The following is a 17,704-nucleotide window of genomic DNA, read 5'->3' on the forward strand; positions in this document are numbered from 1 at the left end:
TAAAATTAACGCAAATTACTCTTCATAATTCGTGCTTTATCTCTCGCCCAATCTTTTTCTTTCATATCAGTACGTTTATCGTGCAGCTTTTTACCTTTCGCTACGCCAACTTTAATCTTCGCCCAAGAGCGAGACCAGTAAAGCGCGGTTGCGACAAGTGTCATGCCTTCACGGTTAATACGACCGATAAGGTTGTCGAGTTCTTTTCTCGACATTAGTAGTTTACGGATGCGTGTTGGGTTCGCCACGATATGAGTACTCGCTTGAGTTAGCGGAGTGATCGTCATACCACTGATGAATGCTTCGCCGTCTCTGATGTAGACGTAGCTTTCTGCGATATTGGTTTTGCCTTCACGTAGGGATTTTACTTCCCAGCCTTGTAGCTCAAGCCCCGCTTCTATCTCATCATCGATGAAATATTCGTGGCGAGCTTTCTTATTAAGCGCAATGGTATTGCTACCGGCTTTTGATTTTGATTTATTCTTTGCCATAATGGCCTCATTATACGGATTGCACCCTAGTTGGGGAATCCTTTTTATTTGCGCTCTGGCCCAATACAATTAAAATTGCAGTTTGTGTTAATGTAACGCTGTCTTTAACAGGAGTCTATATGCCAAAGGTTACTCGTTCAGCATTAGTGTCGTTTAGTGCCGACCAGATGTTCAGCTTGGTCAATGATGTTGCTCGTTATCACGAGTTTTTGCCAGGGTGTTCTGGTTCACGTGTGATCGAATCTTCAGATTCAACTATGGTGGCTTCGGTTGATGTATCTAAAGCGGGTATCAGCAAAACATTTACCACATCGAACCGCTTAGCGGATGGCGCGGAGATCTTGATGGAGCTGGTGGACGGCCCGTTCAAAAAGCTGCAGGGCGGTTGGTACTTTACTCCGCTCGATGAGCAAGCGTGTAAGGTCGAGCTTAAGTTAGAGTTTGAATTTTCTAGTCGAATGATTGAAATGGCATTTGGGAAGATTTTCAACGATCTGACGAGCAATATGGTCAGTGCTTTTACTCAGCGCGCGAAACAGGTTTATTAAGTCATGACTATTGAATCGGATATGATCCACGTAGAAGTTGTGTTTGCGCTTCCACATGAGCAGCGTGTGTTTACCTTGGTGGTGAATAAAAATGCGACTGTTGAAGAGATTATTGCACAGTCTGGTGTTTTGGAATTGTATCCTGAGATCGACTTAGCAAAAAACAAGGTTGGTGTATTCAGCCGCAACGTTAAGCTAGATGCGACGGTTCGTGATAAAGACCGTATCGAAATCTACCGTGCACTGTTAGCCGATCCAAAAGAGATTCGCCGTAAGCGTGCTGAGCAAGCGAAAGCAGCAGCTGCTAAATCGTAATGCTAAACAAGTTCGACTAAGAAGAGAGCTCGCTAAATTGGCGAGCTTTTTTGTGCCTGTTGGTTAGACAACGCAGATAATTTGTTAGCAGATATTAAAAAGCCTGCTCGTGAGCAGGCTTTTGCGATTCTTGCTTTGTCGACTGATAGCTTTATCGGCTAAGAGCTTTGTTGACTGGAAAGCTTTGTTGGTTGAAAGCTAGCGAAGGCTTTCGAAGAACTCATCACTGGCTTCAAAATCACCGTTGATCGTTACTAGAGTGCCTGTGGCATCAAAGTTAACGACTAGGTTTTTCTGAATCGGGTCTTCATGGCCTTTTTGGTGGTGGTAAATGTAGTACCACGTATCTGGGTAGCCGTTTTCGATAAGCATTGGTGAGCCCATAACGTAACGAACTTGTGTTTTTGTCATGCCAAACTTTAGCTGATCGACAGCCTCTTGTTCAACATAGTTACCCTGATTGATGTCAATTCGATAAACCAACTTCTCTAGTAGAGAGCAACCGGTCAACATTGTTAGTGCAAGTGGAACTGCAACTAACCACTTTTTAATTCGCATAGTTTGAGATCTTTCTTCGCTAAAATACTGCCTGATAATAAACAAGCTCCAGCAAGAAGTAAAAAGCTCCTTGCGCTTTGAGCTTGTTATGACTGGCAATTTTGAATTAAGTTGCAAAATTGCCAAGATTTTTCGGTAAATTATCAGAAAGTTGCTGAATATGTAACCTAAGCTGCGATTAATAACTCTTTTGCATTGGCAAGTGTCGATTCGGTAATTTGGCTGCCACCAAGCAGTCGAGCAAGCTCTGAGACGCGTTGTTGCTCATCCAGCGTGTGCATTTGAGTCTCAGTTTTACCTGATTTCGTGTTCTTCGCTACAAACAGCTGTTGGTGACCGCAACCGGCAACTTGAGGTAAGTGAGTCACACACATCACCTGCGTAGATTCGCCCAGCTTACGTAGCATTTTTCCGACAACCGCAGCGGTTGGTCCACTGATACCCACATCGACTTCATCGAAAATCAGGCTTGGTGTATCCACTTTTTGCGCCGTGATCACCTGAATCGCCAGTGAGATTCGTGATAACTCACCACCAGAGGCCACTTTAGCAATTGGCTGCATTGGTTGGCCCGGGTTTGTCGAAACAATGAAGGTCACGTTATCCATACCCAATGGAGAAGGGTGTGTATTGGTGTTGTTTACTTCAATGGCAAACTGCGCTTTTTCCATGCTCAATTCATGCATGCTTTGCGTGATCAGTTTGTTGAGCTCTTTTGCATAACGAGTTCGAGATTTATGAAGCTTCTCTGATTTAGCAACGAACGATTGGTATTGGTTTTCTACCTCGTTTGCTAAGTCCTCTAGTTTTTCATCAGAGCAATCTAGCGCTTCAACTTGTTGTAGTAAGTCTTGATGGTGCTTATAAAGTTCTTCAGGTAATACGTGGTGTTTACGAGACATCGACATCACTTTAGAGAAACGCTCTTCAACGTAAGCCATACGACCGGGATCAACATCAATACTGTCTAGGTATGTTCTTAATTCGTTGTTGGTCTCTTCAATCTGAATAATGGCTTCAGACAGTAAGCTCGGCAATTCAGCCAATCTTTCATCAAGCTCAGCTAACTGAATTAGGGAGTTATTGGCCGATTGCAGAATACCAAGCGCATTAACTTCTTCGCCTTCATAAATAAGCTCAATAGCTTGTTGGCAGGTTGTGGCCAGTTCTCCGCTATTGGAGAGGCGCTTATGCTCTTGTTCGAGGTCTTCATATTCTTCCTCCCCAATAGACAGCTCATTTAACTCTTTGATTTGGTATTCAAGAAGTTGTTTTTGAGCTTGATTTTGCTGGCTATTTTCACGTAACTCTTTCAAGTGGTTATCGGCTTGTCGCCAGGCTTGGTAAGCATTACGTGTCGATTTCAACAGGTTCAAGTGGCCTGCGTATTGATCAAGCATCGCCATTTGGTAGTCGCTTTTCATCAACTGATGGTGCGCGTGTTGACCATGAATGTTAATCAGCAGTTGGCCTAGAGACTTTAATTGTGAAAGAGGGACTGGGCTGCCGTTGATGAATGCACGAGAACGACCTTCTTTTGAGATGGTTCTGCGTAAGATACATTCACCGCCATCAAGCAGTTCGTTGTCTTCTAACCAGCGGGTAGCGTGCAGATTGTTCTCAAGTAAAAAAGCGGCACTGACTTCGGTTTTCTCTTCACCTTGTCGAACCATTCCTGCATCGGATCTTCCCCCAAGACATAAGCCTAAAGCATCGATAGCGATAGATTTACCCGCACCCGTTTCACCGGTGATTGTTGTCATGCCTTTAGAGAGTTCTAGCTGTAAAGACTTAACAATAGCGAAATTATTAACACTTAGATGAGCCAGCATTTTTATTTACCTGTATAACTGAACAATACTGTATATAAGTTCAGTATATACTGTTTCTTTATACAGTAAAGTCGGTGGGCGAAATTTTTTTGCGATAGCTCTCAGAATTGAGTGCGTCCGTAGATCACTGAAACCGCTATAGATTCCCAACTCAGTCGTTCCTCCCTGGCGGGAGTGGAGGTATAAGGAATTGAAGAGAAGCGAGAGCCGAAGGGCTTTTTACTGGCAATAAAAAAGGCTGACGAATGTCGTCAGCCTTTCAAATTTTTGATTGCCACTGGAGCGTTTATCCTTTTAGAACAGCTTACTCGACCAACCTAGTTTGTTACGTAGAACATGGTAGTAATTGTAATCTTTAGGGTGGATCAGCTTGAGCACATTCGGGCTTTGGTAGATGTGGATCTCATCACCAGGAGAAACAGGTAACGAGATTTGGCCATCGCAGCTGACTTCTTGAGTGCCGCGGTTATCAGGCGATACGATCAGCTTGATACGACGCTTTCCATCCACCACTAGTGGGCGGCTTGAAAGAGTGTGCGGGAACATCGGTACTAATGAAATTGCATTTAAGCTTGATGACAGGATAGGGCCGCCACCGGAAAGTGAATAAGCGGTGGAACCGGTCGGTGTTGAGACGATTAAGCCATCAGAACGTTGTGAGAAGGCAAAGCTGTCATCGATATACACTTCAAACTCGATCATGCGTGCGACTTGGCCGGGGTGAAGTACGGCTTCGTTAAGTGCCGCATTGTGGCTTTTTATTTGACCATGACGGTGAATTTCAGTTTCAAGTAAGAATCGCTCTTCTTCCATGAACTCTCCCTTTAGCACATCAGTAAGCGCACTCTGGAAGTTTTCAGGGTTGAGATCGGTTAGAAAGCCAAGGTTACCTCGGTTAACACCAATGACTGAAATATCGAAACGTGACAAGATTCTAGCGGCACCGAGCATATTTCCGTCACCACCCACTACAATCGCGAGATCAGCACGTTTACCCAATTCAATCAGGCTAGAAAAATGTTCTTGTGGGATATCGTCTAAAATAGTGGCGAGTCTATCATCAACAAACACTTGATAACCCTCAGTACTTAACCACTGATAGATCTCTCTATGAGTCTGAATTGCTTGCTGATCTCGAGGTTTACCAATAATTGCGATGACTTCAAATGGCTTTTTCATAACGTTTCCAAACGAATTAGGCTTGAATCAAAATTCTTCATCCCCATAATAAAGGCAAGTTGAACGTCTATGCGAGTGTTTTATATCAATTTGAGGCGCAAACACGCCTGTCACTGGCATTGAAAACGAATTCTGGAGATATCATGAGCAACGAAGAAAACAAAGTAACCGAAGAAGAGCTAGATCAGATCATTGCTGAAGCTGAGAAAGTTGAAGAAGCTGAACTGAATGAAGATGCGGCTGATGAGCAGGAATCAAAAATTGCTCAATTAGAAGCCGCACTGCTTTCTAGTGAGTCTAAAGTGAAAGAGCAGCAAGATTCTGTTCTTCGCGCAAAGGCTGAAGTTGAGAATATGCGTCGTCGTACTGAGCAAGAAGTGGATAAGGCACGTAAATACGCGCTAAACAAATTTGCTGAAGGCCTACTACCTGTTATCGATAACCTAGAGCGTGCAGTACAAGCTGCAGATGCTGAGAACGAAGCGGTTAAGCCGATTCTTGAAGGTGTTGAGCTAACTCACAAAACGTTCGTAGATACAGTGGCTAAATTTGGTCTTACAGAGATCAACCCTGAAGGTGAAGCATTCAACCCTGAATTCCACCAAGCAATGTCTATTCAAGAAAGCCCAGATCATGAGTCAAACACTGTGATGTTTGTTATGCAGAAAGGCTACGAGCTTAACGGCCGTGTTATTCGCCCTGCAATGGTAATGGTTGCTAAGTAATTGAGTAGCCGTTTGCTAAGCAGTTGATTATTGAAGCCGCGAAGCGAGAAAGTGATGGCGACAATATAATTCACTGGTTAACGTAAAATGAAAAGAGAGGCATATGCTTCTCTTTTTTTATGCCTGTAACTTGAGACTCCACGTAAATAGTCACCAAAATCGCATTAAGAATGTCGTTCCTTTTAATTTATTCAGATCAACAATTTAGAGTTTTATATTATGAAACTGGTTGTTATTAAAGAAATGTTTCGATGTCACACTTGTAATGTTTTTGTAAATAAATGCTTTTAATTGTTATCTTTGTATGTAAAATCCACTGCAATATAGCGATTTAGGTCGCATATATAACTATAAAAGTACAAATTTTAAACACAACAAACTGGAGAAGAACGATGGACAAATCGCTCTCAGGTAAGATTTTTGTAGGCTTGTTTGCCGGCCTTATTATTGGTACTGCTATTCAGTACCTATTCAGCGGCATTGCTATTTTTGATACGTACCTGCTCGGCGCTGCAGAAGGTGCTGGTGGTATGTTCGTATCACTTATCAAGTTGCTCGTAGTACCTCTTGTATACGTATCTATTGTTTGCGGTATCGTTGAGCTAAAAGATATTCGTTCATTTGGTCGTCTTGGTGGTAAAACCTTTGGTCTTTACATTATTAACACCATCATCGCGATTTCAGCTGCTCTAACGATTGGTCTTATTTTCCAACCGGGTGCTGGTGCGAATCTAGCGGGTACAGTTTCTGAGACAATTGCTCTTACAACAACTGAAACACCAGATATCTTCTCTCTTGTTGTTAACATTGTTCCTAGTAACCCTGTAGAAGCATTTGCAAGTGGCGACATGCTGCAAATCATCTTCATGGCTATTTTGACAGGTCTTGCTATCCAAGCTCTTGATTCTCGTGGTGGCCCTGCTATCAAGACATTCAAGATGGCTAACGAAATCATGATGAAGCTTATCGGCCTAGTAATGAGCCTTGCGCCATACGGTGTATTTGCTCTGATGATTCAACTAGGTGCAACACTTGATGCAAACACGCTAATGTCAGTTGCTGGCTATGTAGCGCTTGTTGTAGCAATGCTTGTGTTCTGGATCTTCTTCTTCTACCCAATGATGGTTGGTTCATTCACTGGTATTTCTCCAAAGCAGTTCCTACGTGCAACTCGTGAGCAAATCCTTTTCTCACTATCGACTGCAAGTTCGAACGCTACAATTCCAGTAACAATGCGTACTCTTACTGACAAACTGAATGTATCTAAGTCAGTGGCAGGTTTCGGTGTACCATTAGGTGCAACAATGAACATGTCTGGTGTATCTATCTACATCGCACTAGCAACTATGTTCGTCGCAAACGCATTTGGTCAGCCAATCAACACTGCTGACATCTTTACTCTAGGTTTAACTATCTTGCTACTGTCTATTGGTGCTGGTGGTGTTCCGGGTGGCGGTGTTGTTATGGTCGGTGTTCTATTACACCAACTAGGTTTGCCACCAGAAGGTCTAGCGATTGTTGCTGCTGTTGACCGTATCTGTGACATGTTCTGTACTTCTTCTAACGTTGTTGGTGATACTGCGGTTAACACTATCGTAGCGAAATCTGAAAACGAAATCGGTGTTGAAGCTAGCGAAGAAGCTGAGCTAAAGAAAGCAGAAGCATAATTCTTAATTAGGATTCGATAATTAGAAGCCCCGCTCAATGAGAGCGGGGCTTTTTTGTTTCTGATGATAAGTGCTTTGGGTTATCTGGTTACTTAGTCAAAAAAATCGTTGGTTGGTGTTAAGTCTCATTTTTTCTTTTTACTCGTGCCGAATTGGCCATCTGTTTTCAATTTTTAATATAGATCACATATAATAATACAATATTATTTTATTGTTCTGGCAACCTACATTATGACGACGTAAAGGAAACCAAATAATGAAGTTGTCTTACCTTAGCTTATTAACGGCGAGTCTTTTAGCGGCTCCGGCTCTTGCTTCTAATCACGATGTTGGTCAACAGTTTGACCTTGACCCAGAAAAAGCACCTGCACAAAACTTTGATCTATCTAAATGGAAAATTAACTTACCGGAGCTGACGACTGAAGGGTCTAGAAAAGGTAAAACGCTGGAGATTGGTAAAAAGGAACTGTCGAATGTAGACACGCCTTACGTTCACCCTAAATGGTTTTACACGGATGCCGAATCTGGTGCGATGGTGTTTGTGGCTCCGAATACAGCTCCAACGACGCCAAACAGCAAAAACACGCGTAGTGAGCTAAGAGCGATGCTAGCGGATAGCTACTCTTCTCCGAGCAACAATTTCGCGATCTCAAGCCATAAGAACGCAGAAGAGTTTGGTTCTATCGGTGGGCAAATGACGGCGACACTTTCTGTTGATCAGGTCAGCACCAGCGGCAACTATAAAAAAACAGGTGCATTTTCAGTCGTAATTGGTCAAATCCACGGTTCGGATAATGAACCTCTGAAAATTGTTTACCGTAAGTTACCAGAGCATGAGCATGGTTCGTTAACGTGGAACTATGAATTAAATCCACCCAAAGAGCTGAAAGATGCCAAAGACGAAAACGGCAAGAAACTTCGTAAAGATATTCGCCATGATGTATTTGGCCAATACAATCTGAAAAAAGGCAGCTCGGATCCTACTGATGGTATCAAGCTAGGTGAAGTGTTCTCATACGATGTGAATATCAAAGATAACATCATGCACTTAACCTTTACTAAGAATCCAAATTCAACAGAACCAATTGTGAAGACGTATGATGTTGATTTAGCGAAAGGTAAATACCAAGGACACGACGTGGATCTTGGTTATGGTCAAGACTGGATGTACTTCAAAGCGGGTGCTTATAACCAGTGTAATACCAAGAAGTCTAGCTCTGCTTGTGAGTGGCGTGGTATGGAAGCGGGTGATTACACACAAGCAAGTTTCTACCAGTTAATTCTTAATCAATAATATTGAGAATTAAAAATAGTGCAGAATCAATAACGGTTCGACTCGCTGTGATTTGAAAAAAGACCTTCCATCTGAAGGTCTTTTTTATGCGAAAGAGGATCGGGGGGACATTTTCTTTATGATGGTTACTGCGTGAATATGTCAACTTTCGAGCCTTAAGTAGTAAGGGGTGAGCCACTTTTTATCTTTAAGTTGAAAGATAGGGGGAAAAATAGATTTTTTTTACCTATTTCCCTTGAAAACTAGTTTGCAGCCCTTATCTATGGTGCATACGAAAGCAAAATACATTTGCATTTAAATTTTGTGTATTAGGGTTGAATCCCTGATTACTACCCCCCACATAGTGGGTATAGCAAAAAACTAAATAGAATTTATTCGGAGAAAGCCTGATGGGTCGAATCATTGGTATTGATTTAGGTACTACTAACTCTTGTGTTGCTGTTCTTGACGGTGACAAACCACGCGTATTAGAAAATGCTGAAGGCGAACGCACAACAGCATCGGTAATCGCATACACTGAAGGCGAAACGCTAGTTGGTCAACCTGCGAAACGTCAAGCAGTTACTAACCCTCAAAACACGCTATACGCGATTAAGCGTCTAATCGGTCGTCGTTTTGAAGATGAAGAAGTTCAACGCGATATCGAAATCATGCCTTTTAACATTGTTAAAGCTGATAACGGTGATGCATGGGTTGAAGCGCAAGGCCAAAAAATGGCTGCTCCTCAAGTATCTGCTGAAGTTCTTAAGAAAATGAAGAAAACAGCTGAAGACTTCCTAGGCGAAGAAGTAACTGGCGCAGTAGTAACTGTTCCTGCTTACTTTAACGATGCACAACGTCAAGCAACGAAAGATGCTGGCCGTATCGCTGGTCTAGATGTTAAACGTATCATCAACGAACCTACTGCTGCTGCTCTGGCTTACGGCCTAGACAAGCAAGGTGGTGATCGCACTATCGCTGTATACGACCTTGGTGGTGGTACATTCGATATCTCTATCATCGAAATCGATGAAGTAGAAGGCGAGAAAACTTTCGAAGTTCTTTCAACTAACGGTGATACTCACCTTGGTGGTGAAGATTTCGATAACCGCATGATCAACTACCTAGTAGATGAGTTCAAGAAAGAGCAAGGTATCGACCTTAAAGCTGATCCACTAGCAATGCAGCGTGTTAAAGAAGCAGCAGAAAAAGCGAAAATCGAGCTTTCTTCTACTACTCAAACTGACGTAAACCTACCTTACGTTACTGCTGATGCAACTGGTCCTAAGCACATGAACATCAAAGTGACTCGTGCGAAGCTTGAGTCTCTAGTTGAAGACCTAGTTCAACGTTCTCTTGAGCCACTGAAAGTTGCTCTAGCAGATGCTGACCTATCTGTAGGCGAAATCACTGACGTTATCCTAGTTGGTGGTCAGACTCGTATGCCTATGGTTCAAGCTAAAGTAACTGAATTCTTCGGTAAAGAGCCACGTAAAGACGTGAACCCTGACGAAGCTGTTGCAATGGGTGCTGCTGTTCAAGGTGGTGTATTAGCTGGTGAAGTTAAAGACGTTCTTCTTCTAGACGTTACTCCTCTATCTTTCGGTATCGAAACGATGGGCGGCGTAATGACTAAGCTTATCGAGAAAAACACAACTATCCCTACTAAAGCGGATCAAGTGTTCTCTACAGCTGAAGACAACCAAAGCGCAGTAACTATCCATGTTCTTCAAGGCGAGCGTAAGCAAGCGACTTACAACAAGTCTCTTGGTCAGTTCAACCTAGAAGGTATCCAACCAGCACCACGTGGCATGCCACAAGTTGAAGTAACATTCGACCTAGATGCTGATGGTATCCTGAACGTATCTGCTAAAGATAAAGCGACAGGTAAAGAGCAGAAGATCACTATCCAAGCATCAGGCGGTTTGTCTGAGGAAGAGATCGAAGCAATGGTTCAAGAAGCAGAAGCTAACAAAGAAGCTGACAAGAAGTTCGAAGAGCTAGTAACTGCACGTAACCAAGCTGACCAAATGATTCACGGCACTAAGAAGCAAGTAGAAGAAGCTGGTGAAGCTCTACCTGCAGACGAGAAAGCTAAAATCGAAGCCGCTATCGAAGCTCTAGAATCAGTTAAGTCTGGTGACGACAAAGAAGCTATCGACGCTAAAGTTCAAGAACTTATGCAAGCTGCTCAAAAGCTAATGGAAATTGCTCAACAGAAAGCTCAAGCTGAACAAGCTGGTGCTGACGCTGGTGAACAACCTAAGCAAGACGACGACGTGGTAGACGCGGAGTTTGAAGAAGTTAAAGACGATAAAAAATAATTTCGTCGCAGAGTAGCCTGATTTCGTTGTCGGAAGTGCTCACCTACTAGCGTAGGCTCCGCGCTTCCTCCTAGAACTCAAGCTACTTGCTTAGAAATTCATTGTCTCAAAGACTTATTATTGCGGGCGTCAGAGGTAACTCTCACGCCCGTAAATTTGTATTTAGACTTGTCGATCTAGATAATAGCTTTATTCGGTGTTTCAGCCGGCAGAACTTTTATCTAGATTGATACACAGACTACTGAAGTGATCATTCGGTAGTAGCAATTATTTGGTGACCTAGAACATGTCAAAACGTGATTTTTACGAAGTATTAGGCGTAAGCCGCGATGCATCAGAGCGCGATATTAAAAAAGCGTACAAACGCTTAGCGATGAAATTCCACCCGGATCGTAATCAGGGTGATGACAGCGCAGCAGACAAATTTAAAGAAGTAAAAGTAGCGTACGAGATCCTAACCGATTCTCAAAAGAAAGCAGCTTACGACCAATACGGCCACGCAGCTTTTGAACAAGGCGGCATGGGTGGTGGTGGCGGTTACGGCGGCGGTGGCCAAGGTGACTTCGGCGATATCTTCGGTGATGTGTTTGGCGATATCTTTGGCGGCGGTCGTCGCGGTGGTGGTCAAGCGCGTGCACAACGTGGCTCTGATTTACGTTACAACATGGAGCTTTCTCTAGAAGAAGCAGTTCGTGGTGTATCTAAAGAGATTGAAGTACCAACACTTGTTGAATGTGACATTTGTGACGGTAGCGGCGCGAAAGCGGGTTCTTCTGCACAAACGTGTGGTACTTGTCATGGCCACGGCCAGGTACAAATGCGCCAAGGTTTCTTTGCGGTTCAACAGACTTGTCCTACTTGTAACGGTAAAGGCAAGATCATCAAAGACCCATGTAACTCATGTCATGGTCAAGGTCGCAAACAGAAGACGAAAACGCTTAACGTTAAGATCCCAGCAGGTGTTGATACTGGTGATCGCATTCGTCTATCTGGCGAAGGCGAAGCAGGGGAGCACGGCGCTCCAGCTGGCGACTTGTACGTACAAGTACACGTAAAAGAGCACAACATCTTTGAGCGTGACGGCAACAACCTTTACTGTGAAGTGCCAGTAAGCTTCTCTATGGCTGCTTTAGGCGGTGAAGTTGAAGTTCCAACACTGGATGGTCGTGTAAACCTTAAAGTGCCAGAAGAAACACAAACGGGCCGTATGTTCCGTATGCGTGGCAAAGGCGTGAAAGGCGTTCGTGGCGGCGGTGTGGGTGACCTAATCGTTAAGCTAGTGGTTGAAACTCCGGTTAAGCTAAGCTCTCGTCAAAAAGAACTACTGCGTGAATTTGAAGAAACATGTTGTGGTGAAGCGGCAAGCAAGCACAAGCCAAAATCTGAAGGTTTCTTCAGCGGTGTGAAAAACTTCTTCGATGACCTAACTAAGTAATTGATAGTAATTTGAACATTTTAAAGCCTGCCAGTGTGCAGGCTTTTTTGTATCTGTAGATCGGAGAAAAGAAGCTCAGAGAAGAAAAAGTCGAGATTTCTCAGATAAATTATCGAGCCCTTTGGTGGTTGCTCTTGTTACTTCCAACACGCTTCTGGCTTTGAAACACCTGAGTGGTGCAATTCCAAGATATCGGTAATTGAATCTAAACATCCATCATTCACTTGTTGCGAAAGTGGTTCAGCTTGAATGGAATAAGTAGTGCTACTGGCCGAAATTGCTAACGTGTAGCGACTAGTGTCGATATCGCAAAACAAGCATGTCCCTCCTGAAATAATATTCTCCGCTGCGGATGCATAGTTTCCTGTATATAGGGTTTCTATCTCCAGTTGCATCTTGGTCATATCGGCTAAAGCAGTGACTCGATGTGCTTTGATTACATGGCTTGTATAACTTGGGTAAGCTATGGCGCCGAGTATCCCCATAATGACAACAGCGAGCAATAATTCGATCAATGTCATCCCTCTAATGCTTAACTTGTTGTTGTTACATATATTTTTTCGAATCATCACGAGTAATTTCCTTTGATATCTCTGCCTATTTTTCTCCGGTGGTAGCATCGGCGCAAGATTAAATACGGTTACGAACGGTATTACATAGGAAATTGGGAAATGACTCGCGGGTTTACTTTATTAGAGCTGTTAATCACGGTGTCGGTGTTATCGATACTGATAGCGACGGCTGCCCCGAACTTTAGTTCAGTAACGCAAACCGTGAAGATGCAACGATTGGCTAGCGAGTTGAATGGTTTTCTTATTCAGGCTAAGTCAGAGTCAGTAAAAAGGAATCAAGATCTTTGGGTTCACTTCTCAATGGAAAAGAATGAAATGCAGTCAGCTGGAGATTGGACTATTTGGTTAAAACCTACCGAAGACTTGTCAGGTGAGACCCTATTACAGTTGTCGGGCGAACCTTTTCGTGACCTTTCTTTTTCTCATAACTACACCGGAGATAGAATCAGTTTTGAGAGCGTTCGTGGAAGGCCCTCTCGAGGGACTCTTTCTCTGGCTCCCAATACGGCTTCAACCGATCGACTTTTGATCAAGTTATCCAGTCCTCCGGGGCGTATTAAGGTGTGTGGCGAGTCGAGTGCGAAGTATGGCTATGATGCGTGTTAAGGCAATAGTCACAGCTCCTCACAAGCAGCAAGGCACATCACTGATTGAATTAATGGTGGCCTCTGTGATTGGCGTGTTCGCTATTTCGATTATTGGCAGTGTGTTTATTACGGGACAAAGAATCGCTAAAGATAAAGGCATTGAGTTGTTGCTGCTGCAAAACCTAACCAGCACCATGCAGGTTATGAAAGAAGATATCCAGCGAGCGGGTTACGATGGTTCAAACGGTGATTCCATAAAGCTATCTGGAGCGAGTAACACCATCCAAGTGAGTGGCGGTATTGCGGTTGGTTTTGTTTATTTCAGAGAGGGTTCCAACGATAACAAAGATAATCGAAATATCGTTTATCGGAAAGATGGCACTAGGCTACAAATTTGTGAAAAGGGCACTACTGTGTCCGAGGCGGTCCTCACATTTAGTCAGGTTACTGGATGTTACTCGTTGTTTGATGAAAGTATTCTCGAGGTAGACGAATTCAATATTTCTTCTCGGGTATTGGAGCAAAATTCAGTTAAAACTATGCTGACTGATATCAGCATTGCGGCATCCATTCCAACTGCAGGTGTTTCCAAATCGATTTCGGTTTCCGTTAAGCAGAGGAACTGGCAATGATGATGTTTAGAAAGCAGAGTGGTGTGGTGACTTTATTGATTACATCAGTGCTTTTAATCGGTGCTTTAGTGGTGACGTTAGGCACGTACCGCAGTGTATTCCATCAAATTAAAGTGGCTCAGAATGAGGTTCAGGGAAGACAAGAACATTGGCGTTCGGAAGGCGGCTTAGAATGTACCTACTCCTACTTACTTGAATTAGATAAAACCATTGCTGATATCAAAGACGCGGGTGCCCGACCTGCAGATTTTTCTGATTGGTGTTCCCCATACGAAAATCAACCGCAAATTGAAATCTCTGATAGTGCGATTTCTAGCGCTTACGTTGTGGCGTCATCCTCGAATGCGCAGTCTCTTTTTAAGACAATAAGAGAAAGCTCCCAACTTGGAAGTGGGGCGATTCAATCAACAGGGCCGATTGAGATCATTGGTACATTAAGTCTGAAGCCGACAGTAAAAGAAGAACCGATCAGTGGTAATGAATATGAATGCGTCAGTGTTACTTTTGCCGACCTTTTTACTTACCAATACGATTCAACGCATGGTGATTCAGGACAAACGTTAGGCTTAGAAGTGCTCGACCCAAGTGCGGATGGTCCGTTTTCTGGTTTTGATGGCGTGTGTGACAGTGAATATAAAACGGAGATACCCAAAGGTAATTCGGGAAGTCGCTATTCAATCTATGCACCTGACTCCTCTCAAGGAACGAATCCGCCTCCCTTCCAAAAAGACTTTAATCCTGATCCAAATATGAACCCGTTTTATACTTTCTTTGGTATCGCGAAAACGGATCAAAATATTGTCGACTTATCACAAGACACTGACCTTTTTAAGCACGTACAGATACTGAATGCGACAGAGTGTGGCACCGAAATCATGGACCATTTTACTTCTGGGCAAACCAAGGGGTTGTGGGTTGAGGGAAATTGCCATATCAATTCAGCGGTTGCCGCCGCCAACAATCAATCTCAACTTCTGGTGATTCAAGATGGTGTGCTCGCGTTAAATGGTGCCATGACTTACAACGGTGTGATTTATCATTTGGTCGATTATCAAAAGAGCCATGTTAAAACTCGTATAGATGACTTCTGGGAAGCGCTTGTTACTCCCAATGTATTTGCACCGTTTATCAAAGACATCGATGACGCGACCGTCCTGAAAAAAAGTGTCGGGATTCAATTTGCTTCTGGTTTACCTTCAGGTGGCCTGATCTTCGATTCACCACTTGGTGTGACAACGATTGTGGGTGATATGGATTTGGATTTTCGTTCAGAGTCTAATCCAAGCGATCCGCCTTCGATTTATCAGTGGAAGCGAGGATCATGGAATGACTTCTAAACATCAAGGTTTCAGTTTGATAGAGGTGCTCATCTCGTTTTTGCTTATCGGTGTGGCTTCGTTGGGGTTGGTTAAACTGCAGGTCTATGCGGAACAAAAATCGGACTTTGCGCTTCACAGTGTGGAGGCTCTGCATTTTGCTGAAAGTCAGATGGAATATTATCGGACTCGAGTATCGGACGTGAGTGGGGCGGTCGGATTAATCCCTTTTTCGGATCTCAATCAAGCGAGTTACTGTCTGAACACGGCAAGTTCAGTTCCCTTGTCCGGTTTATCCGGCTCTGCCTATGCGATGACATGCGAAGTGATAAATGCCAATGGTGCTTTGTCTGGCGCTTTGAAAAACATTACGGTGACTGTTGCATGGCAAGATCGTATGAATAAATCGCAAAGCATTTACCTTGAAACTATGCTCTCCAAATACAGTGAGTTTGACTGATCCCGAAGCAAACGTTTACTGCATGCTAAGGCTCCCTCCCACCCTTTTACTGATAATTTTCACTCATCGGACATTGTTTGCTTACTGGTTAAAAGTCTGTATATAGAATGGTGTTTTTTGTGTTTTTATATTGTTGCCGTTGCATGGCATTTTTGCAAAATATGTCTCCATTTATGGAAAATAAGGTGGAATCTTGTGCTTTTTAATGACGACTTTAATAGAATATGTGCTGTACCAATAGGCCATGGTCCCAACTTATATTAGGCCTAAACAAACAACATCACATATGGAGTTACCATGAGTAACCAAGCCGTAAAAAAAGCACCATCGACTGAGAAGATCAGTGGGATGGACCGCTTTCTAAACTTCATTGAACGCGCCGGCAACAAAATCCCAGATCCAGCAATCCTGTTCTTCTGGGCTCTAGTTATTGTATGGGTAGCATCTGCACTTTTGTCGAATCTTTCATTCGATCTAATCAACCCTCAAACGGGTGCTGCTCTAGAAGTAAACAACCTATTAACTGGTGAAGCGCTTGCTAGCTTCCTAGCGAATATGGTTACCACGTTCACAGGCTTTGCACCGCTAGGCATCGTACTTGTTGCTATGCTGGGTGTTGGCGTTGCTGACTCTTCAGGCTTCATTACGACTGGCCTTAAGAAGATGCTGAACTTCACGCCAGCTAAACTACTAACACCAATGCTAATTCTTGTTGCTATCGTGTCTCACACAGCAGCAGATGCAGGTTACGTTCTAGTAATTCCTCTTGGCGGCATCATCTTCCACGCAGCGGGTCGTCACCCTCTAGCGGGTATTGCAGCAGCATTTGCTGGTGTATCAGGTGGTTTCTCTGCGAACTTCATTCCTTCAGGTATTGATCCGCTACTAGCTGGTTTCACTCAAACAGCGGCAAACGTTCTTGACCCTGCATACGTGATTAATCCTCTAGCCAACATCTTCTTTACTGGTTTGTCTTCAATTCTTATTGTTGCAATTGGTTGGTATGTAACAGAGAAAGTTATTGAGCCTCGCCTTGCTAACACACCTGTCGATGAAGATGCAGAACAAGCACCAGACTTAGGTACGTTCACGGCGATTGAATCTAAAGCATTCAAATTCGCTGGTTGGGCAATGGTTGCGGGTATTGGTCTGCTTATCGCTGCTTTGGTTCCTGAAAATTCAGCACTTCGTTCGCCTGAAGGTGAGCTAACAGCATTCTCTGCACCAGTGATGAAGTCTATCGTTCCTCTGATCTTCATCCTGTTTATTATTCCGGGTATCGTCTACGGCCGTGTAGCGGGTACTTTCAAGAATAGTAATGATGTTATCAAAGCAATGTCTGAGACGATGGCAACGATGGGCGCATACATTGTAATGTCGTTCTTCTGTGCTCAGTTCCTATGCTAATGGTTGTGGGTATCTCTCCAGAGCTATCTCAAGCGGCTTACCGTGTAGGCGATTCAGTGTCTAACATCATCTCTCCACTAATGGTGTTCTTCCCACTGGTTGTTGTTTACTGTCAACGTTACGTTAAGTCGACAGGTATCGGTACACTAGCTTCTCTAATGATGCCATTCTCGATTGCTATGCTAATCGGTTGGTCAATCTTCTTGCTAGCTTACTGGGCTCTTGGTATCCCACTAGGTATCCAAGCTCCTTACACTTACACAATGTAAGCTAAGTACTAAAAGCAAAATTTAGTAAGATAAAATCATCGAAGCCCGCACCGAAATGTGCGGGCTTTTTTTTGCTATCCTTTTCTACTTTTTTATCCAAGATTTTTATAGCCA

The 17,704-nt window shown here is 43.4% G+C and carries 16 protein-coding genes and 1 pseudogene; 12 read left to right on the forward strand and 5 right to left on the reverse strand.

Translation table 11 applies throughout. From position 1 onward, the window contains the following. Positions 1 to 5 precede the first annotated feature (5 nt). Positions 6 to 491 (reverse strand): SsrA-binding protein SmpB, encoded by a 486-nt coding sequence (gene smpB / locus BCU75_RS21590; RefSeq protein ID WP_004735156.1) that lies wholly within the window; start codon positions 489 to 491, stop codon positions 6 to 8. Between the two features lie 119 nt (positions 492 to 610). On the opposite strand from smpB, the gene BCU75_RS21595 reads away from it, so the two are divergent. Both BCU75_RS21595 and BCU75_RS21600 read left to right on the forward strand, forming a co-directional pair. Continuing rightward, positions 611 to 1,039: an SRPBCC family protein gene (locus BCU75_RS21595; RefSeq protein ID WP_102475053.1), complete on the forward strand. Its 429-nt coding sequence runs from the start codon at positions 611 to 613 to the stop codon at positions 1,037 to 1,039. Positions 1,040 to 1,042: 3 nt separating this feature from the next. Further along, positions 1,043 to 1,354 carry an RnfH family protein gene (locus BCU75_RS21600; protein ID WP_004735158.1) on the forward strand — a complete coding sequence of 104 codons (312 nt, stop codon included), beginning with the start codon at positions 1,043 to 1,045 and terminating at the stop codon, positions 1,352 to 1,354. Positions 1,355 to 1,552: 198 nt separating this feature from the next. Here BCU75_RS21600 and bamE read toward each other — a convergent pair whose 3' ends face one another. From bamE to nadK, 3 genes are all read right to left on the reverse strand, one after another. After that, positions 1,553 to 1,912, reverse strand: coding sequence for an outer membrane protein assembly factor BamE (gene bamE / locus BCU75_RS21605; protein ID WP_004735159.1), 360 nt, complete (start codon positions 1,910 to 1,912; stop codon positions 1,553 to 1,555). Positions 1,913 to 2,079: 167 nt separating this feature from the next. Then, the gene (recN, locus tag BCU75_RS21610) at positions 2,080 to 3,744 is read right to left on the reverse strand and encodes a DNA repair protein RecN (RefSeq protein ID WP_102475054.1); all 1,665 of its coding nucleotides are present in this window, start codon (positions 3,742 to 3,744) and stop codon (positions 2,080 to 2,082) included. 294 nt (positions 3,745 to 4,038) lie between these two features. Next, positions 4,039 to 4,923 carry an NAD(+) kinase gene (gene nadK / locus BCU75_RS21615; RefSeq protein ID WP_017074166.1) on the reverse strand — a complete coding sequence of 295 codons (885 nt, stop codon included), beginning with the start codon at positions 4,921 to 4,923 and terminating at the stop codon, positions 4,039 to 4,041. Between the two features lie 143 nt (positions 4,924 to 5,066). Here nadK and grpE point away from each other — a divergent pair, with 143 nt between their 5' ends. From grpE to dnaJ, 5 genes are all read left to right on the forward strand, one after another. Next, positions 5,067 to 5,648, forward strand: coding sequence for a nucleotide exchange factor GrpE (gene grpE / locus BCU75_RS21620; protein WP_017059864.1), 582 nt, complete (start codon positions 5,067 to 5,069; stop codon positions 5,646 to 5,648). 392 nt (positions 5,649 to 6,040) lie between these two features. Then, positions 6,041 to 7,315, forward strand: coding sequence for a dicarboxylate/amino acid:cation symporter (locus BCU75_RS21625; RefSeq protein ID WP_076677861.1), 1,275 nt, complete (start codon positions 6,041 to 6,043; stop codon positions 7,313 to 7,315). A gap of 256 nt (positions 7,316 to 7,571) precedes the next feature. Further along, the gene (locus BCU75_RS21630) at positions 7,572 to 8,609 is read left to right on the forward strand and encodes a polysaccharide lyase family 7 protein (protein WP_102475055.1); all 1,038 of its coding nucleotides are present in this window, start codon (positions 7,572 to 7,574) and stop codon (positions 8,607 to 8,609) included. A 389-nt stretch (positions 8,610 to 8,998) separates the two neighbouring features. Continuing rightward, positions 8,999 to 10,912 carry a molecular chaperone DnaK gene (gene dnaK, locus BCU75_RS21635; protein WP_017110244.1) on the forward strand — a complete coding sequence of 638 codons (1,914 nt, stop codon included), beginning with the start codon at positions 8,999 to 9,001 and terminating at the stop codon, positions 10,910 to 10,912. Positions 10,913 to 11,198: 286 nt separating this feature from the next. Continuing rightward, positions 11,199 to 12,347: a molecular chaperone DnaJ gene (gene dnaJ, locus BCU75_RS21640; RefSeq protein ID WP_017079898.1), complete on the forward strand. Its 1,149-nt coding sequence runs from the start codon at positions 11,199 to 11,201 to the stop codon at positions 12,345 to 12,347. A gap of 137 nt (positions 12,348 to 12,484) precedes the next feature. Here dnaJ and BCU75_RS21645 read toward each other — a convergent pair whose 3' ends face one another. Then, positions 12,485 to 12,916, reverse strand: a complete 432-nt coding sequence (locus tag BCU75_RS21645) for a type IV pilin protein (protein WP_102475056.1) — start codon at positions 12,914 to 12,916, stop codon at positions 12,485 to 12,487. A 102-nt stretch (positions 12,917 to 13,018) separates the two neighbouring features. Here BCU75_RS21645 and BCU75_RS21650 point away from each other — a divergent pair, with 102 nt between their 5' ends. The 5 genes and pseudogenes from BCU75_RS21650 (at position 13,019) to BCU75_RS21670 (ending at position 17,590) form a co-directional block, all read left to right on the forward strand. Continuing rightward, positions 13,019 to 13,525 carry a GspH/FimT family pseudopilin gene (locus BCU75_RS21650; protein ID WP_102475057.1) on the forward strand — a complete coding sequence of 169 codons (507 nt, stop codon included), beginning with the start codon at positions 13,019 to 13,021 and terminating at the stop codon, positions 13,523 to 13,525. After that, the gene (locus BCU75_RS21655) at positions 13,506 to 14,138 is read left to right on the forward strand and encodes a PilW family protein (RefSeq protein WP_102475058.1); all 633 of its coding nucleotides are present in this window, start codon (positions 13,506 to 13,508) and stop codon (positions 14,136 to 14,138) included. Before BCU75_RS21650 ends, BCU75_RS21655 begins: the two co-directional genes overlap by 20 nt. Continuing rightward, positions 14,135 to 15,475 (forward strand): hypothetical protein, encoded by a 1,341-nt coding sequence (locus tag BCU75_RS21660; RefSeq protein ID WP_102475059.1) that lies wholly within the window; start codon positions 14,135 to 14,137, stop codon positions 15,473 to 15,475. The genes BCU75_RS21655 and BCU75_RS21660 overlap by 4 nt, the downstream gene beginning before the upstream one ends. Then, positions 15,465 to 15,914: a prepilin-type N-terminal cleavage/methylation domain-containing protein gene (locus BCU75_RS21665; protein WP_102475060.1), complete on the forward strand. Its 450-nt coding sequence runs from the start codon at positions 15,465 to 15,467 to the stop codon at positions 15,912 to 15,914. The genes BCU75_RS21660 and BCU75_RS21665 overlap by 11 nt, the downstream gene beginning before the upstream one ends. Before the next feature lie 297 nt (positions 15,915 to 16,211). Further along, positions 16,212 to 17,590 (forward strand): annotated as a pseudogene (locus tag BCU75_RS21670) (AbgT family transporter). Positions 17,591 to 17,704 lie beyond the last annotated feature (114 nt).

Source organism: Vibrio splendidus (genome assembly GCF_002873455.1).
Classification (GTDB): domain Bacteria; phylum Pseudomonadota; class Gammaproteobacteria; order Enterobacterales; family Vibrionaceae; genus Vibrio; species Vibrio splendidus_J.